Source organism: Brevibacterium sp. K72 (genome assembly GCF_050562175.1).
Taxonomy (GTDB): Bacteria; Actinomycetota; Actinomycetes; order Actinomycetales; family Brevibacteriaceae; genus Brevibacterium; species Brevibacterium casei.
In genome coordinates this window covers 2,246,776-2,273,083 of record NZ_CP191582.1, presented here as the reverse complement: position 1 = coordinate 2,273,083, position 26,308 = coordinate 2,246,776, and the positions used below count along the sequence as shown (strand labels likewise).

24 protein-coding genes are annotated in these 26,308 nt (G+C 67.5%); 8 read left to right on the top strand and 16 right to left on the bottom strand.

Annotated elements, in window-relative coordinates:
- Positions 1 to 5 precede the first annotated feature (5 nt).
- A complete protein-coding gene (locus ACQ1RG_RS10165) occupies positions 6 to 1,697 on the bottom strand; it encodes an amidohydrolase (RefSeq protein ID WP_009374588.1) in 1,692 nt (563 codons plus the stop codon).
- A 127-nt stretch (positions 1,698 to 1,824) separates the two neighbouring features.
- Between ACQ1RG_RS10165 and ACQ1RG_RS10160 the strand changes: the two genes are divergently transcribed.
- A complete protein-coding gene (locus ACQ1RG_RS10160; protein ID WP_009374585.1) occupies positions 1,825 to 2,424 on the top strand; it encodes a TetR/AcrR family transcriptional regulator in 600 nt (199 codons plus the stop codon).
- A gap of 1 nt (position 2,425) precedes the next feature.
- On the opposite strand, the gene ACQ1RG_RS10155 is transcribed toward ACQ1RG_RS10160, so the two are convergent.
- Positions 2,426 to 3,328, bottom strand: a complete 903-nt coding sequence (locus ACQ1RG_RS10155; RefSeq protein ID WP_040340902.1) for a helix-turn-helix domain-containing protein — start codon at positions 3,326 to 3,328, stop codon at positions 2,426 to 2,428.
- 18 nt (positions 3,329 to 3,346) lie between these two features.
- On the opposite strand from ACQ1RG_RS10155, the gene ACQ1RG_RS10150 reads away from it, so the two are divergent.
- Positions 3,347 to 3,757, top strand: coding sequence for a VOC family protein (locus ACQ1RG_RS10150; RefSeq protein WP_009374580.1), 411 nt, complete (start codon positions 3,347 to 3,349; stop codon positions 3,755 to 3,757).
- A 64-nt stretch (positions 3,758 to 3,821) separates the two neighbouring features.
- On the opposite strand, the gene ACQ1RG_RS10145 is transcribed toward ACQ1RG_RS10150, so the two are convergent.
- The 10 genes from ACQ1RG_RS10145 to ACQ1RG_RS10100 form a co-directional block, all read right to left on the bottom strand.
- Positions 3,822 to 4,970: a BREX system ATP-binding domain-containing protein gene (locus tag ACQ1RG_RS10145; protein ID WP_009374578.1), complete on the bottom strand. Its 1,149-nt coding sequence runs from the start codon at positions 4,968 to 4,970 to the stop codon at positions 3,822 to 3,824.
- Positions 4,971 to 5,064: 94 nt separating this feature from the next.
- Positions 5,065 to 5,646: a hypothetical protein gene (locus ACQ1RG_RS10140; RefSeq protein WP_009374576.1), complete on the bottom strand. Its 582-nt coding sequence runs from the start codon at positions 5,644 to 5,646 to the stop codon at positions 5,065 to 5,067.
- A complete protein-coding gene (locus ACQ1RG_RS10135) occupies positions 5,639 to 7,177 on the bottom strand; it encodes a sodium/proline symporter (protein WP_009374575.1) in 1,539 nt (512 codons plus the stop codon). Before ACQ1RG_RS10135 ends, ACQ1RG_RS10140 begins: the two co-directional genes overlap by 8 nt.
- Positions 7,174 to 7,389: a hypothetical protein gene (locus ACQ1RG_RS10130; RefSeq protein WP_040341045.1), complete on the bottom strand. Its 216-nt coding sequence runs from the start codon at positions 7,387 to 7,389 to the stop codon at positions 7,174 to 7,176. The genes ACQ1RG_RS10135 and ACQ1RG_RS10130 overlap by 4 nt, the downstream gene beginning before the upstream one ends.
- Before the next feature lie 271 nt (positions 7,390 to 7,660).
- A complete protein-coding gene (locus tag ACQ1RG_RS10125) occupies positions 7,661 to 9,307 on the bottom strand; it encodes a molybdopterin-dependent oxidoreductase (protein WP_167559993.1) in 1,647 nt (548 codons plus the stop codon).
- 3 nt (positions 9,308 to 9,310) lie between these two features.
- Entirely contained in the window at positions 9,311 to 9,640 is a 330-nt protein-coding gene (locus ACQ1RG_RS10120; protein ID WP_009374570.1) for a hypothetical protein, read from the bottom strand.
- A gap of 41 nt (positions 9,641 to 9,681) precedes the next feature.
- Positions 9,682 to 10,479 (bottom strand): Bax inhibitor-1/YccA family protein, encoded by a 798-nt coding sequence (locus tag ACQ1RG_RS10115; protein WP_009374569.1) that lies wholly within the window; start codon positions 10,477 to 10,479, stop codon positions 9,682 to 9,684.
- Between the two features lie 203 nt (positions 10,480 to 10,682).
- Positions 10,683 to 12,266, bottom strand: coding sequence for an AbgT family transporter (locus tag ACQ1RG_RS10110; protein WP_009374565.1), 1,584 nt, complete (start codon positions 12,264 to 12,266; stop codon positions 10,683 to 10,685).
- 236 nt (positions 12,267 to 12,502) lie between these two features.
- Positions 12,503 to 13,588, bottom strand: coding sequence for an inositol-3-phosphate synthase (locus ACQ1RG_RS10105; RefSeq protein ID WP_009374563.1), 1,086 nt, complete (start codon positions 13,586 to 13,588; stop codon positions 12,503 to 12,505).
- A gap of 131 nt (positions 13,589 to 13,719) precedes the next feature.
- Positions 13,720 to 15,312: a peptide chain release factor 3 gene (locus ACQ1RG_RS10100; RefSeq protein ID WP_009374561.1), complete on the bottom strand. Its 1,593-nt coding sequence runs from the start codon at positions 15,310 to 15,312 to the stop codon at positions 13,720 to 13,722.
- A 155-nt stretch (positions 15,313 to 15,467) separates the two neighbouring features.
- Between ACQ1RG_RS10100 and ACQ1RG_RS10095 the strand changes: the two genes are divergently transcribed.
- Entirely contained in the window at positions 15,468 to 15,842 is a 375-nt protein-coding gene (locus ACQ1RG_RS10095; protein ID WP_009374559.1) for a hypothetical protein, read from the top strand.
- Positions 15,843 to 15,881: 39 nt separating this feature from the next.
- On the opposite strand, the gene hrpA is transcribed toward ACQ1RG_RS10095, so the two are convergent.
- From hrpA to ACQ1RG_RS10075, 4 genes are all read right to left on the bottom strand, one after another.
- Positions 15,882 to 20,195, bottom strand: coding sequence for an ATP-dependent RNA helicase HrpA (gene hrpA, locus ACQ1RG_RS10090; protein ID WP_063250214.1), 4,314 nt, complete (start codon positions 20,193 to 20,195; stop codon positions 15,882 to 15,884).
- A gap of 59 nt (positions 20,196 to 20,254) precedes the next feature.
- Positions 20,255 to 20,845 carry a DinB family protein gene (locus ACQ1RG_RS10085; RefSeq protein ID WP_009374556.1) on the bottom strand — a complete coding sequence of 197 codons (591 nt, stop codon included), beginning with the start codon at positions 20,843 to 20,845 and terminating at the stop codon, positions 20,255 to 20,257.
- Between the two features lie 71 nt (positions 20,846 to 20,916).
- Positions 20,917 to 22,224 (bottom strand): Nramp family divalent metal transporter, encoded by a 1,308-nt coding sequence (locus tag ACQ1RG_RS10080; RefSeq protein ID WP_009374554.1) that lies wholly within the window; start codon positions 22,222 to 22,224, stop codon positions 20,917 to 20,919.
- A gap of 155 nt (positions 22,225 to 22,379) precedes the next feature.
- The gene (locus tag ACQ1RG_RS10075) at positions 22,380 to 22,808 is read right to left on the bottom strand and encodes a DUF4186 domain-containing protein (RefSeq protein WP_063250213.1); all 429 of its coding nucleotides are present in this window, start codon (positions 22,806 to 22,808) and stop codon (positions 22,380 to 22,382) included.
- Positions 22,809 to 22,941: 133 nt separating this feature from the next.
- Here ACQ1RG_RS10075 and ACQ1RG_RS10070 point away from each other — a divergent pair, with 133 nt between their 5' ends.
- The 5 genes from ACQ1RG_RS10070 to ACQ1RG_RS10050 all read left to right on the top strand — a co-directional run bounded on the left by ACQ1RG_RS10070 (position 22,942) and on the right by ACQ1RG_RS10050 (position 26,293).
- Positions 22,942 to 23,322, top strand: coding sequence for a YidH family protein (locus ACQ1RG_RS10070; protein WP_009374545.1), 381 nt, complete (start codon positions 22,942 to 22,944; stop codon positions 23,320 to 23,322).
- Positions 23,319 to 23,660, top strand: a complete 342-nt coding sequence (locus ACQ1RG_RS10065) for a DUF202 domain-containing protein (RefSeq protein ID WP_009374544.1) — start codon at positions 23,319 to 23,321, stop codon at positions 23,658 to 23,660. The genes ACQ1RG_RS10070 and ACQ1RG_RS10065 overlap by 4 nt, the downstream gene beginning before the upstream one ends.
- Positions 23,661 to 23,748: 88 nt before the next feature.
- A complete protein-coding gene (locus ACQ1RG_RS10060) occupies positions 23,749 to 24,069 on the top strand; it encodes a hypothetical protein (RefSeq protein ID WP_040340898.1) in 321 nt (106 codons plus the stop codon).
- A gap of 53 nt (positions 24,070 to 24,122) precedes the next feature.
- Positions 24,123 to 25,049, top strand: coding sequence for an AEC family transporter (locus ACQ1RG_RS10055; RefSeq protein ID WP_009374541.1), 927 nt, complete (start codon positions 24,123 to 24,125; stop codon positions 25,047 to 25,049).
- 125 nt (positions 25,050 to 25,174) lie between these two features.
- The gene (locus ACQ1RG_RS10050) at positions 25,175 to 26,293 is read left to right on the top strand and encodes a TIGR01906 family membrane protein (RefSeq protein WP_040340896.1); all 1,119 of its coding nucleotides are present in this window, start codon (positions 25,175 to 25,177) and stop codon (positions 26,291 to 26,293) included.
- The last annotated feature ends 15 nt before the right edge of the window (positions 26,294 to 26,308 follow it).

Below are 26,308 nucleotides of genomic sequence, written 5' to 3'. Positions count from 1 at the left end.
CTTCGTCAGTCGTGTACGTGGCCAGAGCAGCTCAGTTCCTTGCCTCGAGTCTTGGCAGCGGCGTCGACGCGAAGATCGGACGCGGATCGACCCTCCGCGTCGTGGACGATGGCGCCGCCGACAATCGTCAGGTCGGCTCGCTGCTCAAGGATTCCCGCCGCATCGAGAGAGTAGAGATCGGCAGACCAGCTGACCAGATCCGCCTTCGCCCCGACCGTGATCACTCCGAGATTCTGCTCCTCATGCCAAGCCCAGGCGCCCTGCCGCGTGTAGCCTTCCAGCGCTCGATCGAGCGTGATGGCCTCGGCAGTCGTCCACGACGTCCTGCCTTCGAGACCTGCACGGGTGAGCGCAGAATAGATGCCGACCAACGGATCCATCTCCCCGACCTGCCAGTCGCTCGAGAGCGCGACATGAGCACCGGAATCCATGAGCGACCGGACTCTCCAGGCGCGGTCCCATCTCGCCTCGCCGACATTCTCCATCCAGGTTCCCTCGATGAGATCGGGAGAGGCGTGGCGCGGCTGCATCGCTGCTGTCACCCCAAGAGACGCGAATCGAGACAGATCGTCGGGGTGGAGGCACTCGACGTGGACGATTCCGTGACGACGATCCTGTGTCGAATTGGCCACCGTGGCGGCTTCGATGGCGTCGAGCGCGAGCCGGACTCCTCCGTCACCAGTGGCATGAGTGTGCGTCTGGAAGCCGAGCCGGTCGAGCTCCGTGATGATCTTGCTCAGTTCGCCGATCGGTGCCGAGGGGTGTCCACGGTGGCCCGGCCGGTTGGCGTAGTCGTCCAGCATCCACGCGGTGTGCGGCTCGATGACATCATCGGCATAGAGCTTGACCGGCCCGAAGCGGAGACGGTCAGTTCGTGGGGCATCGTGGACTGCGGTTCTCAGGTCCTGGCGAAATTCCGGTGCGGCATCGACCGGGTGGAAGAGAGCGGCGATGACCCGCGACGAGAGCCTGCCCTCACTCAGTGCTCGTTCGAACAACCCGATCTCCGCAACAGGAACCTGCGGTTCGACGACGGTGGTGATGCCTGACCGTGTCGCCATCTCGAGGCTTCCGAGCAGCTTTCGGTACCGCCGATCGGGCGAGTACATGGGAATGTCGCGTTGCAGCGCTTCGAGTCCTGCGCTGGTCATCGCCGAGGTATAGAAGTCGGTGACCCAACCGGTTGGGCGCCCGTCGGGTCCGAACTCGGGGTTTCCCCACGCGATGTCGCGCCCATCGCTGATTCCGAGCGCTGCCAACGCGGCGTCATTGAGCCATACTGAGTGCTGATCGTAGGTGGTGACGAAGATCGGTCGGTCCGTGAGGCCGGCAAGGTCGGCCGCGTTGGGTCGACGGTTCTCCACCACTGAGTAGACAGCGTTCTCGGCACACACCCACGACAGCTCCGGACGCTGCGAGGCGAGTTCGCGAATTCGACGGCGAACCTCCGACAGCGTCTCTGCACCCTCAAGGCTGACGGCGTCTGGGTCGAACCCGAGCAGCAGGTGATTATGGCTGTCGATGATGCCCGGCGTGAGCAACCGCCCTTCGAGATGCCTGACCCCTCGCGCCTTCGGAGCCTCATCCGCTGCCCCGACGAATGCGATTCGACCACCGAGAATCCCGACGGCGCCCGCCCACGGAAGGTTCGGATCGAAGGTGCGGACTTTGGCGTCGGTGAGCAGAAGGTCAAGCATGTGCGGCCCCGTTTCGATGCATCGTTGCACGGTCAGATCTATTCTTTGACGCTAGTGTCAAAGAATTGATTCCAGGCTCACACCGCGGCCCGACGATGTCAAGAGCGGAACGCGATAGTCTCATCCCATGGCACGGACCAAGAACCAATCCCAACGGCGTGACGCACTCATCTCGGCGACGCTGAAGACGGTCGGCGAAACCGGTCTGAGATCGGTCTCGCTCGCTGATGTGGCACGGCGAGCAGGCCTGACTCGGGGTGCGATCCTCTACTACTACGATGACCTCGATGCGCTGCTGCTCGAGACGCACCGCGCAGGCGTCGAGCGATTCTGCGATGCCAGAGAAGCTGTCATCGCTGCACTCGACGATCCCCGTCGGCAGCTTTCCGCCGCGATCAGCGAAGGACTGCCGACCGGTCCTGACGACGCGCTCATGCGGCTTCTCTATGAGTTCGATGTCCTCGCGGGCACGTCAAGTGCTCACGACGAAATGGTCGAACACATGTTCACCCGGCAGCTCGACATCTATCGCAGGGTCCTCACCGCAGGCACCGATTCAGGAGACTTCTCCCCTGTCATCGGCATCGAGCAGCTCGCACTCAATCTCGTCGCACTGGAAGATGCCTACGGTTTGCACATCGTTGCGGGCAACTCCCTGCTCACTGTCGCGGACGCCGAAGCCGCGATGCGCTCCGCGGCCAGCGGACTCGGAGCGACGCCTGCGTGACCTAACCTCTCCCGGCTCGGGCTCGGTTCCGCAGCGCCAGGTACTCGGTGGGCCGGTATCCGGTGACGCGGAGGAAGTCGGCGGTGAAATGGGACTGGTCGAACCATCCCAACCCGGTCGCGAGGTCCCCGAGCGAACCGTCCCAACCGCGGTCGAGGGCGGCGACGGCGTCGATGACCCGTGAGCGCACGAGGATCCGCTTCACCCCGACCCCGCAGTGGTCGAGGAAGAGCCTCTGCAGGCTGCGTTCGCTCATCGCGACCGCCTCGGCGAGTGCTCGCAGGTTCGTCACCGCCCGATCGGACATGGCCGCCAGTGCCAGACGCACGCGTTCGTACCCCGTCGTCATCTCCGGTGCCTGGGAGAGCAGCCAACGATCGAGCACCTCGGCGGCGGAATCGAGGTCATGCGGGACGGCGAGCTCCGCGTCGATCCCGGGGAACCACCGCTCCGCTGCGACGGTCGAGTCGCGGATATCGGCGGGCCGCCCGGTCGTGAACGCACGCATCCCGCCGAGGCGGAACTTCACCCCGACGACGCCTCCGACACCGGAGAGCTCTACGTCGAAGCGCGTGCGCGTCACCGGCCCCGTCACCCACAGTCCCGGGCCGGTGATGCCGGCTCGGCGCAGGTCGCCCCATTCGGCGGTGAGATTGACTGCGGGTTCGGACACCGTCGCCGCACGGTAGCGCTCCCCCGGCTCGAGGTCCCACCTCACCGACCAGTAGCGTTCGATCCACGGCTGCAACGCCTCGGCGGGATCGGCGACGCGGTAGCGCGCGTGATCGAGCAACTCACTGGGCCGGAGCACTCGACCGAGCATGTGCTCCGGCGGCCCGGGATCGGCGACACCGACGCCGGCCTCCGCACCTGGCGGGTTTTTCCTAGCGGCGACGTCGTCCATGACACAAGAATGGCAGACATGACCGACACACAGACAGACACAGCCTCCTCCGATTCTTCGACCTCACCGGTGGCCAGCCTCGCGATGGTCACCCTCGACGCTCCCGACGCCGCCGAGCTCGGGAAGTTCTGGACCGCTGTCCTCGGCTGGCCCATCGTCTACTCGGACGAGAACTACGCGATGCTCAAGGGACCGAGCCACGCCCTGGGCATCGGAACGATCCCCGACTACAAGCGACCGGACTGGCCCGACGACGGGCACAAGCAGTTCCACCTCGACCTCGCCGCCGACGACATCGAGACCGCCGTCGCCAGGTGCGTCGAACTCGGTGCCACCCGCGCCGAACCGCAGCCGGGCGAGACCTGGACGGTCCTCATCGACCCGGCCGGTCATCCCTTCTGCGTCACGGACGCGAAGAACTGGCAGTAGGTCGGAACTTCTCTGATCCGGGGCGGCCCGGGCGCTCTGCCCGACCCCCTCGGTCGGCGCGGGCTCAGTGCCCACGCGTCTGCTCGAGGAGATAGTCGCGCAGGTGCGGGATGACAATGCGAACGAGGCCGTGGGCGGGAGACTCGATGACGCCATGCGCAAGCAGCATCCGCCGGTAGTCGTTGGCCGTCTGCTTCTTCGCTCCGAGACGTTCGGCGATCTCCCCGGTGTGGGAGATCCGGTCGTCGGCGGCCATCGCGTTGAGATAGCGCCGGGCACCCGGAGTGAGGGCGGCCAGGGTGGGTTCGTAGATCTGTTGGATGAGGATCTCCTTGGCCTCGCCGATAATGGCCTCGACGTGGTCGGCGGTGATCACCTCGGCGTCGGATGCCTCCCGCCAAGCCAGGTCGCCGATGATCTGGACCATGTACGGATACCCGAGCGAGGCCTCGGTGCCGAGGGCGAGCGCCTGCGCGTCGAACCGCTTGCCCGACTCCTCGGCCGGCAGGCGGAGGGCGAGCGCCGTCTCGTCCGGGGTGAAGCTGCCGAGGTTGATCCGACTCGCGCGTCGGAGGAAGGTCGAGACCTCGTCGTTGACGATCGTGTCGATGCTCGCCGGCAGGCCCGCGGCGACGAACGCGAGCGGCGCCTCCTGCGACATGGCGTAGGCGACGGCATCGGTGACGGCGCGGAACTCGTCGAGGTTCGAGCGGTGGACCTCGTCGAGGGAGATGACGAGCCCCGTGCCGTGCGCGTCGAGGAGTTCGAGCACCTTCATCAGGTGGTGCCGGAAGTCCGGCTGCAGGGCGCTCGTCGTCTCGGTCCGAGTCGTCAGTCCCCCGGCCCCTGCCGGCAGGGTGATGCCGACGACCTTGGACTTCGTCGTCTCATGGGCATCGTGCGCCTCGAGCGCCTCAGGCAGCCTCGCCCCGGTGAGCCTGCCGACGAATCCGGGCGAGGCCTGTTCGCGCACCGTGAGCCACTGACGCGACTCGGCGACGTCCTCGAAGATGTTGAGCAGCACCGTCTTGCCGACTCCGCGCTGACCGGTGACGAACACGGTCCGTCCCGCTCCCCCACGCTGGTCGAGCGCCCTGGCGAATGCGTTGACCTCAGCTTGGCGTCCGACGGCGACGGGCGGCGTCGTCCCGAACCCCGGGCGATAGGGTGATTCGCCGCTGCTCGCCGAGGCGGGAGGGATGGTGATCGTCATGACTGACCTGCTCATCGTCGGGAGTTCGTGACCGCACTCCGTATTTTACCGTATTTTCCGTATTTGGCGTATCTATCTTTACTCACCGGCCGCTTCAGGCCTTCTCGACCCTGACGACGTAGTGCGAGCCGTTGAGTCCGTCGACGAGGATCGTCGCCGCATGCTGATGGTTCGCCCCGCGGACGAGCCAATTGGGTTTGAGGACACCGCGCACGGGTCCGGCCTGTCGCACGCGCACGCTCATGCCGAGCCGGAACGTCCGGATCGCCTTCGTCCGCACGAGCGCCCGGGCCGATTGGACCACCGCGTCATCCGGAGTCTCCGGACCGGTCCACCGGGCGGAATCGACGGTGAGGCCCCGCGGTGCGAAGTCGGCGATCGACGCCTTCCCCGTCGCCGCGTCGACGAGGACGTTGGCTCGCGACGCAGCGGTCCCCCGATGGAGCGGACCGCTCGTCTCCACGTCGAGGGCGACCCACCAGAACGGGTGGAGTGCCTCCGTCGCCTCCGCGGCAGCGTCGGGAAGCTTGCGTCCGAACACGGCGACCGCCTCGGCGGGGGTGATGTGCGGGGTGAGCCGGAGGATCTCCGGGGGCTGTTCCGACCTCCCCACGGTCGACTCCCTTCTCGGGTCGGCGGGGCGGCGGTCGGCGTCGGGACCCGTGCGCTCAGACATCCTTGGGCACCTGGGAGGCGAGCGCGTCGTTCTGTCCGGTGAGCATGCGCGCGGGGATCGGACCGATCTTCGCCGTCTCCTCGAGGGCTGCGACGATGTGCGCAGGCACGGGGTGGGACTTCTGGGTGGCAAGGGAGACGACGATGATTCCCAGGGTTGAGGCGACGATGCCGACTCCCATGGGGTCGATCGCGGTGACGTCGACGAGGCCGCTGAGCTGCCATCCCACCGAGGAGACGGTGCCGAGCAGCATCGAGGCGATCGCACCGGGCACGTTCGCCTTCTTCCACCAGGCGGCGGCGATGTAGACGGGGACGAAGGCGGCGCCGAGGACGGTCGTGGAGAAGATGACCACCTCGGCGACGGCGGGCGGGTCGCCCACGGCGACGACGTAGCCGATGATCGCGAGGAGGAGGACGGTGAAGCGGGAAACCCACACCGACTGCCGGTCGCTCATGGTCGGGCGGACGAAGCGCTGGAAGAGGTCCTGGCTGGCGATCGTCCCGGACTGGAGGAGCAGGGCGTCGGCGGTGGACATGATCGCCGCCATGATGCCGGCCATGACGATGCCGACGGCGAAGTCGGGCAGGACAGTGTCGGCGACCTGGAAGACCGCGAGCTCGGGATTGTCGAGGCTGGGCAGGATGATGAGCGCCATGATCCCGACGATGTACGGGGCTGGGATGAAGAGGAGGTTGAACCCGGTGGCGTAGAGGCTCGCCGTCCTCGCCACCGACGGCTTCCGCATCGCCATGTGGCTGACGTTGACGTGCGGCCAGCCCATGTAGCCGATCGAGAAGACGAGGACGGCGCCGATGATGATGCCCCACTGGACGTCGGCGAATCCTCCGGGACCCCACATGGTCAGCAGGTTCGGGTTGATCTGTCCGACCGCCTCGTTGCCGGCGGTCCACCCGCCGACGGCCTGGAGGGTGCCGATGAGGATCCACACCATGCCGATGCACATGATGATCGCCTGGACGAAGTCGGTGTAGGCGACGGCGAGATAGCCGCCGAGGAACGTGTAGAAGACGATGACCCCGACGGCGACGAGCAGCGCCCACGCGTACGGGATGCCAGTGACCATTTCGAGGCCGCGACCTCCTGCGATGAACTGGCTCATGACGTAGAAGAAGATGCAGAAGAGCGCGATCGGGGCGGCGATCGCCCGGATCCACTTCGACGGGTACCGCTGCTCGAGATACCCGATCGAGGTGAGCGAGCCGAGGATCTGGGAGAGCTTGCGCATCCGCCGGCCGAGGATCGAGAGGTTGAGGACCCCGCCGCCGATGTCGCCCATCGCGTACCACAGCGAGAAGTACCCCTGCGTGTAGCCGAGCGACCCGGCGCCGAGGAACATGTACCCCGACATCGACGAGGACTGGAGGCGCAGCGCGGTGACCGCGGGGCCGAGGCTGCGTCCGCCGAGGAGGTAGCCCTCTGACCCCTGCGAGCCGATCCGCATCGTCCACACGCCGATGCCGGCCATCGCGACGAAGTAGATGATGAGGAACCACGTCTCGATGTTCATGGCCGTCCCCCGTTCTCCGGTCCCACGCTGCGGTCAGGTCCGGCGGTGGGGTCTGTGCCGGTTACGGATCCGCTCGCCGAGGCAGCGCCCGGGTCGTCGATATCCTCCGCCGACCAGCGTCGAGAGAGGAAGACGAAGACTAGGGTGTAGAGGACCCAGAGGGCGGGGATGCCGAAGATGATGACGACCGTGGTCATCGGCAGGCCGAACATGAAGATCACCTCGCTGTGACTCTCAGCGCCGGCGCTCAGACCGGCAGGGTACCGCTCGACAGCTTCGGAGTCGGGCTGTCCCTCCGAGGATACAGCCGAGGCGGCGGGGAAAGCCGGAGGGGCCGACCGCAAGCTTCGCCACTGCCTCGGCGACGATTTCGGTGGCTGGACGGCCATCGACGCGGTGAACCGACAAAAACGCGGTGTGCTGACCGCGTTTTTGTCGGTTCACCGCGTCGGTGCCGAGAGGCCCGCCCGCCGCCCGCCGTTCTCACTCGACGATGAAGTCTCGGTCGTGGAGGCCCGTCGCGCTGCCGGGGATCGCGGGCCTGCGGTCGGAGATCTGCACGGTGCCGTCCTTGTCGATGGCCCGCACAGTCACCGTGTGGCTGCCGGGTGCGACGTCGGTGAAGACGTGCCGCCACTGCCGCCACGTGTCGACGCTCAGATCTTCGCTCAGATCGGCCGTCTGCCAGTCGCCGTTGTCGAGGCGCACCTGGACCTGCCCGATCCCGGTGTGCTGGGCCCAGGCCATGCCGGCGGTGACGACCTGCCCATTGCCCGCCGGCACCCGGGCACCTGCCCGCGGCACGTCGACCCGGGAGGCGACGAGCACCGGTCCGTGGGTCGACCAGCCCCGGGTCGTCCAGTACGCCTGTTTGTCGGCGAACCGGGTGACCTCGAGACTCGTCACCCATTTCGTCGCCGAGACGAACCCGTAGAGGCCGGGGACGACGAGGCGCGCGGGATATCCGTGGTCGCGGGGCAGCGGCTTTCCGTTCATCCCCACGGCGAGCAGGGCGGCGCGGTCGTCGGTGAGGACTTCGAGCGGCGTCGAGGCGGTGAAGCCGTCGTCGGAGCCCGAGAGCACCATGTCGGCTCCCTGCTTCGGCCGGGCCCGGGCGAGCAGCTCGCGCAGCGGATAGCCGAGCCACTTCGCGTTTCCGATGAGGTCCCCGCCGACCTCGTTCGACACGCAGGTGATCGTCAAGTAGTGCTCCTCGAGGGGCAACGCGAGCAGCTCCTCCATCGTCACCGTCACTTCGCGTTCGACCATGCCGTGGATGCGCAGCGACCACGTTCCCGCATCGACGGCGGGTGGGACGAGCGCGGTGTCGATCCGGTAGAAGTCCGCGTTGGGTGTGACGATCGGGGCGAGATCGTCGATCTCGAGGTCCGCTCCCGCGGGGATGGGTGGCGCCGAGGCGGCCGGTCGTGGCAGCACCAGGTTCGCCACCGTACCTGCCGCGTTCCGCGCGAGGACCGCTGCGGACTGTCCGGCCGCGATCGCCGCGACCCCGATCGCGCTCAGCCCCGCGGCAATGCCGAGGAACAGCCGCCGGTCGGGACCGTCGGCCGTCTCCGCCTGTTCGACGGCCCCCGAACGATCGGCTGTGTCCGTACGCTCGACGGTCTCCGCGGGCCCACCGGTCTTCGCGGATGCCGGGACCACGGCGGGAGGCGCAGAAACCCGTTCGGTGCGGTGGTCCGCCCTGCCGAGGCGGAGCAACCCGAGATACGTCGCACAGCCGAGACCGATCCCGACGAGCGCAGGCAGCGCGCCGACCAGCGTCCCTCCGGTGGTGAGCTGCAGGACGACCGGCAGGGCTCCGAACCCGATGAGGAGGATGAGGGAGAGGCTGCGATGGTGCGCGCCGAGCCACCCGATGAGACCGCCGATGAGGACGCCGACGACGGCGATGGTGATGACGAGGGCGAGTTTGTCACCCGTCCCGAAGAGCGCGATGGCCGCTTTGATGAGGGCTGTGGGCACGAGCGGGATGACCGTCTGCCCGAGGACGAGCAGCGGCGCCGAGGTGAGCGAGAGGATCCCGGCGAGGAATTCCGAGGAGCCGAAGTAGGTCAGCGCGGCGACCGCTCCGGCCAGCGCGAAGACGAAGGGTCGGCGATCGGTCATGGCCTACGCCAGTCTCCGGCGCAGGTCCACTGCGGCGTCGAGGAGGCGGCCGAGCAGCTGTTCGCGCGATGCGGAATCGAGCATCTCTGCCCGACGTCTGCCGGTCTCGATGAGGACGACGACCTGGTCGGCGAGACTCTGGTCTCCGAGATCGGGAACCGCGCGACCATTCGAGCCGATCGCTGAGAACTCGGCGAGCGCCGCGGCGATGGAGTCCCGACGCGACGTCGTCGACCCCTCCCCTGCCTCGGCGAGCTGGGCGGAGGTGAGCCCGATGATGCGCACACGCAGACGGCGGACCTCGGTGTCGAGGTCCGCCGTCTGCGAGTTCATGGCTCAATCATAGGCGCCGCAGGCACTGCGACGCCCCTGCGTCAGTTCCTGAAGTAGGAGATGAGGCGCAGGATCTCGATGTAGAGCCAGATGAGGGTGGTCATGAGGGAGAACGCGCACAGCCACGAGTACTTCTCGGGGATGCGCTGCTTGACGCCCTCTTCGACCATCTGGAAGTCGGCGATGAGGGTCATCGCGGCGAGGATCGTCGCGAAGATGCCGATGATGACGCCGAGCGGCATCGTCATGCCCATGATGTTGATCTCGATGGCGCGGGCGCCGCCGGTGCCGGTGAACATCGCGACACCGAAGTTGATGAGCGAGAAGATCGCGTAGCCGCCGACGGCGATCATCATGAACTTCATCATCTTCGAGCCGTAGCGCACGCCCTTGAACTTGAAGAGGGCGAGCATGACGCCGAAGACGCAGAGGGTCGCGAGCACCGCCTGGAGGACGATGCCGGAGAACTGGGTCTCGAAGATCATCGAGATGCCGCCGAGGAAGACTCCCTGGAACGCGGCGTAGCCGATGATGAGGCCCTTGTTGGGTTCCCGCTTGAATGCGTTGACGAGGCCGAGGACGAGGCCGATGAGCATCGCCGGGAAGGCGAGCACGGGCACGAACCAACCGAGGACGGCGCCGGCGAGGAGGATGGCGAAGAGGACGCCCGTCTTCATCATGACGTCGTCGTAGGTCATCGCCCGGTCGTCGACGGGGCGGCCGGTGTTGCGGTTCTCCGCTGCCGGCTGGTTGAAGAGGTCGTTGAGCTGCTGGTCGGTCATGACGGGCTGCTGGTTGCGTCCCGCCTGGACGCCTTCTCTGATGGTGCGGTCCATCATGGGGTTACTCACGGTCGAGATCCTTTCGATCTGAGTATGCGGGTCGCGCAGACCGGTCGTCGCGCGAATCGAACATCACGCTCAAGTCTAGCCGTCACACCTGGATGGCAACTGTGACCGCAGGGTCGGGCGACAGAGCGTTGTGTGATTGTAACGCTGGGCGATTCGGCCGTATTCCTCACCTTCGCCCTCTGCGGGAGACGTCAGTTCATCTGGTAGTGCATGGCCGCACCGGGTCCCCATGGGAGGCCGGTGAACCACCAGAGGAAGAAGAGCAGGCCCCAGAAGAGGAACATCGTGAACGAGAGCGGGATCGTGAACGACAGGAGCGTGCCGATGCCGGCGTCGCGCTTGTAGCGCTGGATGAAGCCGAGGACGACGACGAAGTAGGGCGACATCGGGGAGATGATGTTCGTCGTCGAATCGCCGATCCGGTAGAGCGCCTGCGTCGTCTCCGGGGAGATCGACAGGAGCATGAACATCGGGACGAGGACGGGGGCCATGAGCGTCCACAGACCGGAGCCGGAGGTGAGGAAGAGAGCGCCGAGGGCGACGAGGAGCCACCCACCGAGGAGGATGACGAACGTCGAGGTGTCGAGCGAGCCGAAGAAGTCCGCCCCGCGGATCGCGAGGATCTCGCCGAGGCTCGACATCTTGAACAGGGCGAGGAACTGGCTGGCGGCGAAGAAGAGGACGATGACGGGGACGAAGGGCAGCAGGCCCTTGCCCATCATCTCCGGGATCTCGGTGATCTTCGTGATCGAACCGGTCGCGTAGCCGTAGACGATGCCGACGATGAAGAAGCCGAAGCCGATGATCGCGGCGATGCCTGCCATGAGCCCGGATTCGGGTCCGAAGCCGCCTGCCTCGTCGCGGAGGAACGAATCGGCGGGCAGGGCGAGGAAGAAGAGGATCGCGGCGCAGACGACGATGGTGATGACGGCGAAGAGCACACCGCGCTTCTCCTTCGCGTCGAGGGCCATCTTGACGTCGAAGGCCTCCGGATCGTCCTCATCGAGGGGGTCGAGCTCCATCGCGTCGGCGCGCTTGGACAGGAGGAGCTCGGTGACCAGGGTGATCGCCCCGGCGACGACGAACATCGAGATGAAGTTGAAGTAGAAGTTCGCGACCGGGCTGACGACGTACTCGGGGTCGATGATCTGCGCCGCCGAGGTGGAGAGACCGCCGAGCACGGTGTCCATGGCATTGACCATCGGGGCCGCGGAGTACCCGCCGGAGGTCGCGGCATAGGCGACGATGCAGCCGAGCATCGGGTTGCGGCCCACGGCGCGGAAGGCGAGCCCGCCGAGCGGGATCATGATCATGTACGAGGCGTCGGAGGCGATCGACGAGGCGGTGCCGGCCAGGGCGACGATGAAGGTGATCCACCTCGGCGAGGCGCCGGCGATGGTGCCGCGAAGCATCGCCGGGATGAGACCGGACTGCTCGGCGACGGCGACGCCGAGGAGGACGATGATGACGAGACCCAGCGGTGGGAAGGTGACGAAGTTCATCACCGCTCCCCCGACGATCTCGCGCAGGGATTCCGTGGTGAAGAGGTTCGTCACGGTCACCGTCTCCCCGGTGGCCGGGTTGACCGCGTTCAGCCCGGTCGCGGAGAAGATCGCGGAGAGGATCATGACGATGACGGCGAGCGAGAGGAAGAGCCAGAACGGGTGCGGCAGCTTGTTGCCGGCCTTCTCGATGACGACGAGGACCTTCATCAGCCAGCTGAGGCGGTCAGGGCTGCCGGCTGCCTTTCCGGTGTCGGCGGTGGTGGTCGACATGGGGTGCTCCTCGGTCGGTCGGCGGTGCTCGGCGCGGGTGCGCACGGTCGGTCACCGTGATCGGCGGCCGGTCGGCCACGTGATCGCGGTCACTGAGAAAGATACCAGCCCACCGACAGCTTCCGTTGTTCCCACCGGGTCTCGCATGGCGGGTGGACGGGGCTGAGACGACGAAGCCGGCCACACCCGTGGTGTGACCGGCTTCGGCCTCGCGCCCCGTCCTTCGGGGGCTGCGGTCAGCGTTCGATGTCGCCGCGGATGAACGCTTCGACCGCCTCGTGGGCGGCATCGTCGTTCTTCTGCTCGGGCGGGGACTTCATGAAGTAGGAGGAGGCGGAGATGAGCGCTCCGCCGATGCCGCGATCGAGGCCGATCTTCGCCGCACGCACTGCGTCGATGATGACGCCCGCCGAGTTCGGCGAATCCCACACCTCGAGCTTGTACTCGAGCGAGACGGGGGCATCGCCGAAGTTGCGGCCCTCGAGGCGGACGAACGCCCACTTGCGGTCGTCGAGCCATTCGACGTAGTCGCTCGGTCCGATGTGGACGTCGCGGGCTGAGAGCTCGGCGCCGGTGTTCGAGGTCACGGCCTGGGTCTTCGAGATCTTCTTCGACTCGAGGCGCTGGCGCTCGAGCATGTTCTTGAAGTCCATGTTGCCGCCGACGTTGAGCTGGTAGGTGCGGTCGAGGACGACGCCCCGGTCCTCGAAGAGCTTCGCCATCACCCGGTGGGTGATCGTCGCACCGATCTGGGACTTGATGTCATCGCCGACGATGGGCACGCCCGCGGCCTGGAACTTCTCGTCCCACTCCTTCGTCCCGGCGATGAAGACGGGGAGAGCGTTGACGAAGGCGACCTTCGCGTCGATCGCGGCCTGCGCGTAGTACTCGGTGGCCTCCTGCGAACCGACGGGCAGGTAGCAGACGAGGACGTCGGCCTCTGCGTCACGCAGCGCCTGCGCCACGTCGACGGGCTCGGAGTCGGATTCGACGATGGTCTCACGATAGTACTGGCCGAGACCGTCGAGGGTGGGACCACGCTGGACGGACACACCGGTCGGGGGAACCTCGGCGAGGGTGATGGTGTTGTTCTCACTGGCCGTGATCGCCTCAGCGATGTCGGCGCCGACCTTCTTGCCGTCGACGTCGAAGGCCGCGACGAATTCGATGTCACCGACGTGATAGTCCCCGAATTCCACGTGCATGAGCCCGGGCACCTTCGTCCCCGGGGCCGCATCGCGGTAGTACTCCACACCCTGGATCAGGGACGAGGCACAGTTGCCGAGACCGGCAATGGCGACTCGAATCTTCTTCGTTCCCACGAATTCTCCTTCAGTCCTCTCGGGTCTCCCCGGGTGCCGGGTGAGCCCGGCGGTGTCCGCGTGCGCGCGGACTCGATTGTCAATCTTAGTGACTTCGTCAAAACCGCGGAGTCGGCGTCCGCGGTCCTCGATCAGCTGACGACGAGCGGTTCGAGGACGAGGTCGGGATGGTTCTTCTCCACGCCCTGGAGGCGCCAGCGATCGGAGAACAGGGCGAGGAGTTCGCCGTCGGAGCGGCTGAGCACCTCGACGTTGCGTTCGCGGGCGAGCGTCGGCACGCATTCGGGTGTCGTGCGCCGGGCGAGGGAGAAGTTGAGTCGTTCGAGCGAGCAGGGGGCGTTGAACTCGTTCGTCATCCGGTCCTCGGCGACTTCGAACTGCATCGGTCCGACCGCGCCGAGCACAGGTGCCTGGTCACCGCGCAGGTCCGAGCGCAGGACCTGGATAACGCCTTCGTGGTCGAGCTGTTCGATGCCGCGGCGGAACTGCTTGTACTTCGAGGAGTCCTTCGCGCGGATGACCATGAAGTGCTCGGGCGAGAACGTCGGGATCCCGGGGAACTCGACCTTCTTGTCCAGGTAGAGGGAGTCGCCGACGCGCAGGGCGCTCGCGTTGACGAGGCCGACGACATCACCGGGGAAGGCTTCGTCGACGACGTCGCGGTCGCGGCCGAAGACCTGCTGGGCGTACTTCGTCGCGAACGGCTTGCCCGTGGCCGAATGGGTGAGCACGCTGCCGCGTTCGAAGACACCGGAGCACACGCGGATGTAGGCGAGGCGGTCACGGTGGTTCGAATCCATGCCGGCTTGGACCTTGAAGACGAATCCGGAGAACGGAGCGGCGACGTCGCGCGGGGCGCTCTCCTTGTCCTCGCGCGCCTCGGCGGCGGGGGCGAGGTCGACAAGGGTGTCGAGCAGCTTGTGGATGCCGAAGTTGAGCACCGCCGAGGCGAACATCACCGGGGTCGACTTCCCCGCGAGGAACGTCTCCTGGTCGTGGTTCTGATCCTCCATGTCGAGAAGCTCGGATTCGTCGACGGCCGTCGTCCACGCCTCCCCCTCGAGCTCGGCTGCGGCCTCGGGGGCGAAGGTCTCCTCGCCGGCGATCGTCGCGCCGCCGTCGGTGCGGGTGTACTTCGTGTACTCGCCGGTGATCCGGTCGAGGACGCCGCGGAAGTCACCGGACTGTCCGACGGGCCACGTGATCGGGGTGGGAAGGAGGCCGGTGCGCTGCTGGACCTCGTCCATGAGGGCGAGCGCATCGAGTCCGGGACGATCCCACTTGTTGACGACGGTGATGATCGGGATGTTCCGGTGGGCGCAGACTTCGAAGAGCTTCATCGTCTGCGACTCGAGGCCTTTGGCGGCGTCGATGAGCATGACGGCGCAGTCGACGGCGGAGAGCACACGGTAGGTGTCCTCGGAGAAGTCGGCGTGGCCGGGGGTGTCGACGAGGTTGAAGACGGCATCGCGGTACTCGAACTGGAGGGCCGCCGAGGAGATCGAGATCCCGCGGTCCTGCTCCATCTGCATCCAGTCGGAGACGGTGGCGCGGCGGCCGGCCTTTCCGTGGGTGGCGCCGGCCTGACCGATCGCCCGCGCGTGGAGGGCGAGCGCCTCGGTGGTCGTCGATTTGCCCGCGTCGGGGTGGGAGATGACGGCGAACGTGCGGCGGCGTGCCGCCTGCGTCCGGATCTCTTTGTCGGAATATCGGCCAGAAGTCACCAAAATATCCTACCGCCGATCGCCCGCCGAGTCCCTGTCCGATCAGTCACAGTGGCGCCGAGGCAGCGGCGGCGTCGGCGGAGCTCACCGCGGAAACCCCTATGCTCGGTCTGCTTCCAGCGAGTTGCCGAACTGGGTGTCTATGCTGAGTGTCGATGACTGAGGAATACGTTGACTACGCCGGCCGGTCGGAACCGAAGGAGCGGTGGCTCAAAGCCCTGCCGCTCATCATCGCAGGGGTCCTCGGAGTGCCGCTGCTCGGCATGGCGATCCTCTTCTCCCTGTCGATCGCCCAGATCACGAAGTACGTCTTCGACCTCGGGACATCGGGATGGGAGGCTGCCGGACTCGTCCTGCTCAGCCTCTCCGGCGCATTCTGCGTCATCGTTTACCTCGTCTGCCTCTTCGTCGGTTCGCGGCGACGGACGTGGCGGTGGCGCATCTGGTGGGCGGCGGGCGCCTTGGTCTCCGCCGGTGCCCTCCCCCTCTGGTGGCTCTTCGGCGGGTTCTTCACCGGCGCCTCACTCTAGAACGTCCTTCCCGGAGCTTCGCCCCCGCCCCGCAGCGGCCTACAGCTGCGCGAGCGCCTTCGCGATCCGCTTCTCCGAGACCGGGTGCGTGGTGCCGAGCGAGTTCGCATAGAGGCTGACTCGCAGCTCCTCGAGCTTGACGAGGACGTCGCGCCAGGGGCTCGGCACAGAGACGAGCCACCGGTCCCACGCCGCCTGCCCCAGTCCGGGGAAGCGGTTGGCGATCTTCTTCGCCACCGCCTCGGCGCTCCCGGTGACCCGATCCATGAGCTGACGGTCACGCATCGGCGAATCGACCATCGCCCCGATCCGCACCTTCTCCGCCTCCACCCACTTCGGCAGCGCTGCCACCATCTGCGGGGTCATCGCCGCGATCGCCGCCGCACTCACCCGCGAAGCCGCCCAGGCCTGGACGTCAGCGAGGTTGGACAGGATCGCCAGCGACGAAGAGTTCGAGACCAATCTGTCCAACTCCGTCGCTCGCCGCAGCGCCGTGATGAGGGAGGGCAGGAGCTTCGTCGTCGCTTCGATGAGCTGCGCATTCACCGCCGTCTCGAGCCGAGCGAACTCCGCCTCGCCACCGACCCACGAGGACTCCGTGGGCCCGATCTCGGATTCGACGATTCCGCGCACCCCTGATCGGATGAGGGCGGTGAGCAGTTCGTCCGAGCGCTTCTGATGCCCGGCGAGGACGAGCTTCTCCTCCGTCGTCAGGCCGTCCTGCAGGTACTTCAGCGTCTCTCCTGTGCGCAGGGCGAGCAGCGTGATGACCGCTTCCCTGCTCGCGATCCGCGCTTGCAGGGCCGTGTCGAAGGCGACGAGGTCGGCGCTGTCTCCGCGGTCGGCGAGTCCGGGCACGACCCCCGCCTCGGCGGCATCAGGATCGGGCAGGTCGCCGACGCTCCACCCTGTCAGGCCCCGCTTCTCCGCGAACGGCGACGCCTTGGCTCGGGCCTTCCTCACAGCCGGTTTCGCCTGCGTCGTCAGGGCGCTGAGGTCGTCGCCGAGCCCGACGGTCGTCGTCCCGTCGACGAGGCGGAAGCGGATGCGCAGATGGGCGGGGATCCGGTCGCGGTCGAAGTCATCGGCGCTCACGGTGATCGGAACGAGGTCCTGCAGTCCTCCCCCGCCGGCGCGTTCGCTCAGATGCGCGGCGAGGACCTCGGGCAGGCTGCCCTGATACGGCGTGAGCGAGGGCAGGATGTCGCGGGCGACGTCGGGCGCGGGCACGAAGTAGCGCCGCTTGGCCTTCGGCAGCGACCGGATGTAGGCGGCGACGAGCTCTTCGCGCAGCCCCGGAACCTGCCAGCTGAACTCGTCGGGGTCGACGACGGGCACAGCGCTCGCCGGGATCTCGACGGTCACCCCGTCCTCACTCGAGCCGGGATCGAACGAGTATCGCAGCTTCGCCGTCGTCCCGTCCGCGAGCTCCCATTCCATCGGGTAGTCCTCGGCCACCGAAGCGGTCAGTGACTCGCTGTCGTCGCTGAGCAGCACCGAGGTCGTGAGGTCGAGCAGGTGCGCATCGCGGCGCTTCTGACCCTTCCACCACGAGCGGAGGTCGGCCGCCGAGGTGATCGTGGCGGGAATGCGCTCATCGAAGAACTCGAAGAGGGCATCGTCCTGGTCGAGCACACGACGGTTGCGGGTACGCGAGGCGAGCTCCTCGGCCTCCTCGATGACGGCAGCGTTGTGGTCTTCGAACCCGAACCTCTCGCGCCAGTCGCCGTCGATGAGTCCCTTGCGGATGACCATGTCCCTGGCCGCTGCGGCGTCGATCGTCCCGTACGCGACCCGACGGTCGCTGATGAGCGTGACCCCGTAGAGCGCGATCTTCTCGTAGACCATCGCCGATCCGGCCTTCGTCGACCAGTGCGGGTCCGAGTGCTGACGGCTCACGAGGTCCCCGGCGGCCTCGACGACCCAATCGGGTTCGATCGCGGCGACCGTGCGCGCCCACAGGCGGGAGGTCTCGACGAGTTCGGCGGCCATGACGAAGTCCGGGTTGACCTTGAACAGGCCCGATCCGGGGAAGATCGCGAACCGCGTGCCCCTGGCCCCCTGGTAGTCCCCCAGCCGTTCCGACCGGGACCCGATCATCGAGAGCAGACCGGTGAGGAGAGCGCGGTGGATGGCCACGGCCGTCGGGTCGAGCTTCATCGCCGCGGCATCGGCACCGCGTCCGCCCTCGACCCCGCCGCGTGCCTTCTTCGCCTGCTTCTTCGCCGCCGTGAGCTCGGCGAACCCGATCTTTCCCTGCGCTGTCCGGGCGGTCGATCCCTGCCTCGCCGAGGCGGTCCCTCCCCGGTGTCCGCGCGTATCCTCGGTCTCCCGGCCCCCGCCTCGGCGGGAGTCTGCTGAGACCTCCCCGTCGGAGTCGGCTCCGTCGGCACGTCGGCCCCCACCGGCACGACTGTCATCGGCTGCGTGCTGGCGCCAGCTCGGACGCTCGACGCGGATGCCCGCCGAACCGAGCAGCGACCGGAGCTGACCGACGAGGTCTTGCCATTCGCGGATGCGGACGAAGTTGAGGAACTCGGCCTTGCACTGACGGCGGAACTTCGACGACGACATCGCCGCCTGCGAGTCCTCGAGGTAGTTCCACAGGTTGAGATAGGAGAGGAAGTCGCTGCCGCGGTGGACGAAACGGGCGTGCTTCTCATCGGCGGCAGCCCGCACCTCGGCGGGACGTTCACGCGGATCCTGGATGGAGAGAGCCGCGACGATGACGAGGACCTCTCCCCCGACACCCGCCTCGGCGCCGGCGATGACCATGCGTGCGAGCCTCGGGTCGATGGGCAGGACCGAGAGCTTCCGGCCGGTGGGGGTGACCCTAATCGTGCCCGACTTCTCGGTCTCGAGGGCACCGAGTTCGGTGAGCAGTGTGCGCCCGTCGCGGACGGCCTTGGCATCGGGCGGAGTGAGGAACGGGAAGCCGAGGATCTCCTCGTCGCTCGAGGCGAATCCGAGGTCGGCCATCTGGAGGATGACGCTGGCGAGGTTGGTGCGCAGGATCTCCGGGTCGGTGAACTCGGGACGGGATGCGAAGTCGGCCTCCGAGTAGAGGCGGATGCAGATGCCCTCGCTCGTTCTGCCCGACCGTCCCTTGCGCTGGTTCGCGCTCGCCTGCGAGATCCGCTCGATCGGCAGACGCTGCACGCGGGTGCGGTTCGAATAGCGCGAGATCCGGGCGGTGCCGACGTCGACGACGTACTTGATGCCGGGCACGGTCAGGGAGGTCTCGGCGACGTTCGTGGCGAGCACGATGCGCGGCCTGGTGTGCGGCTTGAACACCTTCTGCTGCTCGCCGGCGGAGAGCCGGGCGAAGAGCGGGATGACCTCCCAGTCGCGCAGTCGCTGCGATTTACGCAGGTGCGCCTCGAGCGCGTCGGCGGTGTCGCGGATCTCCCGTTCCCCGGAGAGGAAGACGAGGATGTCACCGGGATCCTCGGCGCTGAGCTCGTCGACGGCTGAGATGATGCCCTCGATCTGGTCCTCGGCCCCGGCCTCATAGTCCCCGGATTCGCCGGGACCGTCGACGTCGTCGTCGGCGGTCTCGTCGGTCAGGGGCCGGTAGCGGACCTCGACGGGGTAGGTCCGGCCTTCGACTTCGATGATCGGGGCATCGTCGAAGTGGGCGGCGAAGGACTCGGGGTCGATCGTCGCCGAGGTGATGATGATCTTGAGGTCGGGCCGCTTCCTCCGCACCTCCTTGAGGTAGCCGAGGAGGAAGTCGATGTTGAGGCTGCGTTCGTGGGCCTCGTCGATGATGATGACCTCATAGTCGCGCAGGAGCTTGTCCCGCGAGAGCTCGGAGAGGAGGATTCCGTCGGTCATCACCTTGACGCGGGTCTCGTCGGCGACCTGCGCCGTGAAGCGGACCTGATAGCCGACCGTGCCGCCGAGGTCTTCGCCGAGTTCGTCGGCGATGCGTTCGGCGACGGTGCGTGCGGCGATGCGCCGTGGCTGCGTGTGTCCGATCATCCCCTCGACGCCGAGGCCGAGCTCGAGGCAGATCTTCGGCAGCTGCGTCGTCTTGCCCGAACCGGTCTCACCGGCGATGATGACGACCTGGTTGTCGCGGATCGCCTCGGCGATCTCATCCTTAGCCGCACTGACTGGCAGCTCCGGCGGGTAGGTGACGGTGACGGGGTGGGCCGCGCGGGCCTCGCGCAGGCGCGCGCGGCGCTCACGGTGCTCAGCGCCGGTGCGACCCCGTCCGCGGCCGCGCTTCTTCGGCCCGCCGCGGCGGGATCCGCCCCTGCCCCGGGGCGGGGTCCGCTCACCGTGCGCGCGCTCACCGGATCGGGAGGGGATCTGCTGCCTGGGCGCTTCCGAGTTCTCGTCTGCCATCTCACCTCCCAGTTTATCGTCCGCCCGGCACGCCTCGGCGCGGCCGGTGACCGCACCCGTCAGCGGGTGCCGTCTGCGAGGGCGGTGAGCTTCGCTGTGTAGGCGGCCCAGTCGTGGCTCTGCGGCAGGTTCGGTTTGGCCTCACCCAACCCCGCCTTCCCATCAATGCCCTCACGGACGATGTCGACCTGCCCGAGGTGTCGGGTGACGTCGACGAGGAGATGGACGACGATCTGGCCCAGCGTCACGCTCGCCGTCACCATCGGCCAATGCGGGACCGTTCCGACCGCGTTGAGAGGAAGCTCCCGGATCGTCTCATCGCCGAAGGCGCGCACCCGCCGGTAGAAGCCGAGGACGTCCTCCGTGGTCTCGTCGGCCGTCGCATACCAGTCGGCCTGCGGGTCGGCGGCGATCTGCGCAGCGGTGATGAGTTCGTCGGGATGCGGCCAGGGACGGGAGAAGGTCTCGCCGAGGTAGGTGTACTCGGTCTGGGCGATGTGCTTGACCGCGCCGAGGAGGTTGAACCCCGTCGGAGTCCGCGGCAGCCGCAGCTCCCGATCGCTCAGTCCCTCGAGCTTCCACAGGAGGTTCTCCTGTGTCCGATGGAGCGCAGCGCGGAGATGGTCCTTGAGAACGTCGTCGTCGCCCATGGTCTCAGTGTGCCTCACATCCTCCGCAGTGTCTCAGCTCCACAGGGGTGTCTCAGCTCCACTGCGGTGTCTCAGCTCCACAGGGGTGAGAGTGCGTCGATGAGCTGCTGGATGCCGAGGATGAGGAAGAGCAGGGCCGTGATGCCGAGGGCGATGTTCGTGTGCCACTTGTTCGCCCATTCCTTGGGCACCCGCCTGCCGTTGAGCAGCCCGAGGAGGGTGAGAGCGAGGAAGGGCATGAACAGCGCGCCGAGCACCCCGTAGGCGAGGATGAGCCCGATCGGCTTGCCGAGGAGGAAGAGGAGCATCGGCGGGAACGTCAGCCACAGGAGGTAGAACTTGAAGTACCTGCCCCCGGTGAGGGTGTCGGGGTGACCGGCCGGCTTCTTGCGCATGTGCCCCCAGAAGTCGGCGAACATGAGCGAGACGCCGTTCCACACACCGATGATCGAGGAGAACGAGGCAGCCCAGAACCCGATGAGGAATCCGACGCCGACGACGTCGCCGTAGCGGGCCTTGAGGACATCGGTGAGGTCGAGGAGCCCTTCGTCCCCGGCCGAGAGCGAGACGCCCGCCGCCCGGACCACCTCGGCACCGACGATGAGCATCGCGATGACGAAGATGCCGGTCATGACATAGGCCATCGTGTTGTCGATGCGCATCACCCGCATCCACTTCGGCGTGATCCATCCCTTCTCCCGCAGCCAGTATCCGTAGGCGGCCAGAGTGATCGTGCCGCCGACGCCGCCGGCGAGCGCGAGCGTGTAGACGACTCCCCCGTCGGGGATGAGCGGGATGAGTCCTCTGAGGAGTTCGGGGATGTTCGGGGCGGCGATGATCGCCAGTCCGACGACGGTGACGAACATGATGCCCACGAGCACCGCGGTGATCCGCTCGAAGACCGTGTACCTGCCCAGCCACACCATGGTGAAGCCGGCGAGTCCCATGACGATCGCCCACACCGTCAGCGGCACCATGGGGAAGAGCGCGGCCAAGGGCAGGGCGGCCGAGCTCATCGCGGTCGCCCCGTAGACGAAGCCCCAGATGATGATGTAGGGCCCGAAGTACCACGTCGTCCACCGACCGAGGCTCCGCCAGCCCTCGAAGATCGTCTTGCCCGTCGCCAGGGTGTAGCGGCCCGCGCCCTCGACGAGGACGATCTTGAGGATGACGCCGACGATGACGGCCCAGAGCAGCGCGTACCCGAAACGGCTGCCGGCGACGAGTGTGGCGACCATGTCCGCGGCACCGACACCGGTGGCGGCGACGACGAGTCCGGGACCGATGATCTTCCATTTCGGCTTGCCCTCGGCCTCGCCGAGGCGATCGGCACCGGAATCCCCACCGGTGGTGGGAGGCTGGCTCGCTCCGTCAGTCATGCGTCTCCTTCGTCGACATCGACCCACACGGGTCTGGAGACATGCTACGACAGGGTGTGTCGGCCACCACACGGCACCCCGGATCGCGGACAGCGCAGGGCGGCGGGGTCCTTGGGACCGGCACAGGCCGAAGGGCACGGGCCGGGCGGGAAACATCAGAACAGGGTGGGCTGAGGCGTCCTCCTCTCCCGCTCCGGCTGCGGGGACGGTCGCCTCGGCGGGGCGGCTGCGGCCTCGAGTTCGATCCACCGGCAGATGATGGCGACGACGTCGGCCTGCTCCGCCTCGGTGAGGGCATGTCCGGCGGCGATGCCGTGGCTGTTCTGCAGGCACGTGCGACAGCACGTCGCCGTCGCATGCTGGGCGAGGAAGACCGGGTGTCCCTTCCACGGTGTCTGCTTGCCGTCCTTCGGCGGGTGGGCCGGCGCCAGACGGGTGGCGATGAAGTCCTCGGCGTGCGCTCGCACGGTCTCCGGTGCCCGGTCGAGGACATAGTCGAGCTCGGCCCCGCGGAGGTGGAAACGCGATCGGAACGGCGCCCGGGTGATGCGCCTGATCCGCTGGTCCAGCTGGTGATCGTCCATGATGGTGCCACCGTATCCGGCGGCCCTGACACAGCCTTCGCCCCGAGCCTGCGCCGCCGATGTCCCGGCGCCGCACCGCGCTCATCCCGGACGTCGCCCCCGGTCGGCGAGCCTGCGCGTGTATCCTCGGAACGTGGAATCCGATGATGCACGCGGCCGACTCGCCCGTCGGATGTTTCCCGACGGGGAGGATCCCGACCCCCGCTTCACCCTGGCGAACGAACGCACGTTCCTGTCCTGGATCCGCACGGCGCTGGCCTTCATCGGCGGCGGCATCGCCGTCGAGGCCTTCACCGGGGAGATCTTCTCCCCGGGCCTGCGGGCGACGCTGTCGATCGTGCTCATGGCCATCGGCTTCGTCCTCGCCGCCGGAGCGGCCTTCCGGTGGTACCGGATCGAAGCGGCGATGCGCCGCAAGCAGTCGCTGCCGCTGCCGCTCATCATCCCCATCGTCAGCCTCGCCTCGGCACTGGGAGCGGGACTGCTCGTCCTCGTCTTCGCCGGAGTGCTGTGAGCGCGCCCAGGCTGGCCCCGCACGAGGACCCCGGCCTGCAGCCGGAGCGCACGACCCAGTCGTGGCTGCGCACGAGTCTGACGATGACGGTCGTCAGCCTCCTCTTCATCCGCTGGATCACCCTCTTCCCCGTCCTCTCCGTCGCCGTCTTCGTCGTCTGCATCGGACTCGCGGCCGCGGTGATCTCCCTCCAGGTCCATCGGTACCGGGCCGGGTCAGGATCCATCCGCGACGAGCGCGGCAGGCCGAGTCCGTGGCCGATCCTCGGCCTGACCACCTCGGTGTGCCTCATCGCCGGGCTCGGCATCGCCTCGGTGATCCGACTCACCGTCGGCTGAGTCGTTCCGGAGGCTGAGCGGCGGATCGATGTTCCTCGTCGTGAGACCGCGTGACCGCGGGGCCGACGGCGTCTCTAGACTGGAGGGCATGAAGGACGCACACGAAGTCTCCACCGCCCCGCTCGTCGCCCTCGGCCTCGTCGGCGGGTTCCTCACCGCTCGCGAAACCGGCATCCGGCCCCTCGGCGGCGTCGTGCTCGCCGCTGCCGGCGCCTACGCCGCCCGCACGTGGTACGCCAAGCGCGGGTGGCCGACCGCGACCGCGCTCGGCCTGGGCTACCTCGGCGGCTTCGGGCTCTCCCACCCGCTGGCGAAGAAGATCGGCGCCTGGCCTGCGGTGCTCACGGTCACTGCCGCCTCCGCAGGAGCGGCCCACCTCGCCGTCGACGCCCGCGGCGAGACCGCCTGACCCGCCCCTGCCCGTCCGCCGAGGCCCCAGGAAGCGAGGACCACCGGTAAGCCATGCTGGCCGTATTCGAAGGATTCGCCGTCATCGCCGGGGTCATCCTCGTCGGGTTCCTGCTGGGACGCTCCGGGGTGCTCGGCCCCACCGGTCAGCAGGTCATCGCGAAGCTCGTCTTCTATGCGGGCACCCCGACGCTCCTCTACGTCACGGTCTCCCAGACCGACCTCGGGCTCATCTTCAACTCGGCCCTCCTCGCCACGGGCGGGTCCTCGCTCATCGCCGGCTTCGTCCTCTTCGCCCTCACCCGCTGGATCAGGAAGCGCAGCACAGGAGAGGCGATGTTCTCCGCATGGGCGGTCAGCTACGTCAACATCGGCAATCTCGGCATCCCCATCGCCGCCTACGTCCTCCATGACGTCGGCTATGTCGCTCCGGTCCTGCTCTTCCAGCTCATCATCCTCGCCCCCATCGGCATGGCCGTGCTCGACGCGGCGGGGAAGAAGAAGCACGACACACACTGGTACTCGACGATCCTCCAGGTGCTCAAGAATCCGATCCTCCTCGGTGCCGCGGCCGGGGTGGCAGCCTCGGCGACCGGCTTCGAACTCCCCCGCTTCGTCTTCGAACCCATCGACATGATCGGGGCGACCGCGGTGCCCGGTGCCCTGCTCGCCTTCGGGATCTCCCTCAAGGACGGCTGGGCGCTGCCGGTGAGAGGGACGCGCTCACAGCTGAGCTACATCACCGTCGGCAAGCTTGTTCTCCAACCGCTCGTCGCATGGGTCATCGGCGGTCCCCTGCTCGGCTACTCGGGCATCGACCTCTTCGCCATCATCGTCACCTCGAGTCTGCCGACGGCGCAGAACGTCTACATCTACTCGATGCAGTACCGGCAGTCCGAGGCGCTCATGCGCGACGCCGTCTTCATCACGACCGTCCTCGCGGTGCCCACCCTCGTCATCGTCGCCGCGCTGTTCGGATGACGCGTCCCTGACGGTGAGCAGGCTGGGACCGGGCTCCCCCACCGGCGGACCTGCCGCCTCGGCGATCTCCGGCTTCAGGGCGTGTCCTCCCGGGCTCTCCGGCACCCGTCGCCGACAATGGGAACGTGGCTGGAGACGAGAAGAACGAGACCGATGACCTTCTGAGCAGGCGAATGAGCTCGGGGTCGCACAGTGCTGCCGAGACACCGTCGAAGGCACCGCTGACGGCAGCGAACGACCCGTCGACCGACACCGAGGCGTTCGATCCGATCACGGACCCGATCCGCAAGGACGAACCCCGGCCCTCGACGGGACCGGTTCGGGTCACCCCCGCCCATTCCACCGCCCCCCAGGACACCGCACGGACCCGGGAGGTCCCAGCGCACCAGGCGGACACCTCGGCGGCGCCTGCCGCGACGTCGAACACGGCCGCGACGACCGGCTCCCGGTCCTCGGTGATGAGCGATGCCGACTGGGCGGCGGTGACGAAGGCGGCGACCTCGCGCGACACCCATGAACCCGAGTTCCCGGAGCGGCGGAGGAACCCGCTCGAGATCATCGGCACGATCTGGATCGCCCTCTCGGTGCCCTTCATCCTCCTCGCCCTGGCCGTGCGGACGATCGCCTCGGGGATGTTCCTCAAGTTCGAGTACTTCCGCCCCGGCTTCCCCGCCGACCAGTTCGGGTTCGGCCAGGCCGATCGCGAGCACTACGCGACGTACGTCATCGACTACCTCCACAACCTCGACTCCCGGCGCTACCTCGCCGATGTCATCCTGCCCACCGGAGAACCGGTCTTCATCTCCGACGAGCTCAACCACATGGCCGACGTCAAAGGGCTCATCTCTCTGCTCTACCTCATCGCGATCATCGCCTTCATCGGCACCGTGCTCTTCTCGCTCTACCTCTCGCGCAAGGGCGGCATGGGGATGCGCTTCGGCTTCCGGCTCGGCGCGATCTTCAGCATCATCGCCATGGCCGGCATCGCCGTCGTCGCACTGCTGGGCTGGGAGAGCTTCTTCCGCGGCTTCCACCGCGTCTTCTTCGCCGACGGCACGTGGGAGTTCTACGCCGACGATTCGCTCATCCGGCTCTTCCCGCCGCAGTTCTGGGTCGATGCGGGCATCGGCGCCGGAGCGATCTTCCTGCTGCTCGCCATCATCGTCTTCCTCTTCAGCTTCGCCGGTCACAAGAAGCGCCGCGCCGCCCGCAAGGCTCAGCGCGAAGCGGCCGACGCGATCTGATTCCACACCGTGCGC

What these genes read in the sequence shown, in the direction of transcription:
- ACQ1RG_RS10165 (WP_009374588.1), bottom strand. Translation starts at nt 1,697, where the DNA reads ATGCTTGACCTTCTGCTCACCGACGCCAAAGTCCGCACCTTCGATCCG.
- ACQ1RG_RS10160 (WP_009374585.1), top strand. Translation starts at nt 1,825, where the DNA reads ATGGCACGGACCAAGAACCAATCCCAACGGCGTGACGCACTCATCTCG.
- ACQ1RG_RS10155 (WP_040340902.1), bottom strand. Translation starts at nt 3,328, where the DNA reads ATGGACGACGTCGCCGCTAGGAAAAACCCGCCAGGTGCGGAGGCCGGC.
- ACQ1RG_RS10150 (WP_009374580.1), top strand. Translation starts at nt 3,347, where the DNA reads ATGACCGACACACAGACAGACACAGCCTCCTCCGATTCTTCGACCTCA.
- ACQ1RG_RS10145 (WP_009374578.1), bottom strand. Translation starts at nt 4,970, where the DNA reads ATGACGATCACCATCCCTCCCGCCTCGGCGAGCAGCGGCGAATCACCC.
- ACQ1RG_RS10140 (WP_009374576.1), bottom strand. Translation starts at nt 5,646, where the DNA reads ATGTCTGAGCGCACGGGTCCCGACGCCGACCGCCGCCCCGCCGACCCG.
- ACQ1RG_RS10135 (WP_009374575.1), bottom strand. Translation starts at nt 7,177, where the DNA reads ATGAACATCGAGACGTGGTTCCTCATCATCTACTTCGTCGCGATGGCC.
- ACQ1RG_RS10130 (WP_040341045.1), bottom strand. Translation starts at nt 7,389, where the DNA reads ATGTTCGGCCTGCCGATGACCACGGTCGTCATCATCTTCGGCATCCCC.
- ACQ1RG_RS10125 (WP_167559993.1), bottom strand. Translation starts at nt 9,307, where the DNA reads ATGACCGATCGCCGACCCTTCGTCTTCGCGCTGGCCGGAGCGGTCGCC.
- ACQ1RG_RS10120 (WP_009374570.1), bottom strand. Translation starts at nt 9,640, where the DNA reads ATGAACTCGCAGACGGCGGACCTCGACACCGAGGTCCGCCGTCTGCGT.
- ACQ1RG_RS10115 (WP_009374569.1), bottom strand. Translation starts at nt 10,479, where the DNA reads ATGATGGACCGCACCATCAGAGAAGGCGTCCAGGCGGGACGCAACCAG.
- ACQ1RG_RS10110 (WP_009374565.1), bottom strand. Translation starts at nt 12,266, where the DNA reads ATGTCGACCACCACCGCCGACACCGGAAAGGCAGCCGGCAGCCCTGAC.
- ACQ1RG_RS10095 (WP_009374559.1), top strand. Translation starts at nt 15,468, where the DNA reads ATGACTGAGGAATACGTTGACTACGCCGGCCGGTCGGAACCGAAGGAG.
- hrpA (WP_063250214.1), bottom strand. Translation starts at nt 20,195, where the DNA reads ATGGCAGACGAGAACTCGGAAGCGCCCAGGCAGCAGATCCCCTCCCGA.
- ACQ1RG_RS10085 (WP_009374556.1), bottom strand. Translation starts at nt 20,845, where the DNA reads ATGGGCGACGACGACGTTCTCAAGGACCATCTCCGCGCTGCGCTCCAT.
- ACQ1RG_RS10080 (WP_009374554.1), bottom strand. Translation starts at nt 22,224, where the DNA reads ATGACTGACGGAGCGAGCCAGCCTCCCACCACCGGTGGGGATTCCGGT.
- ACQ1RG_RS10075 (WP_063250213.1), bottom strand. Translation starts at nt 22,808, where the DNA reads ATGGACGATCACCAGCTGGACCAGCGGATCAGGCGCATCACCCGGGCG.
- ACQ1RG_RS10060 (WP_040340898.1), top strand. Translation starts at nt 23,749, where the DNA reads ATGAAGGACGCACACGAAGTCTCCACCGCCCCGCTCGTCGCCCTCGGC.
- ACQ1RG_RS10055 (WP_009374541.1), top strand. Translation starts at nt 24,123, where the DNA reads ATGCTGGCCGTATTCGAAGGATTCGCCGTCATCGCCGGGGTCATCCTC.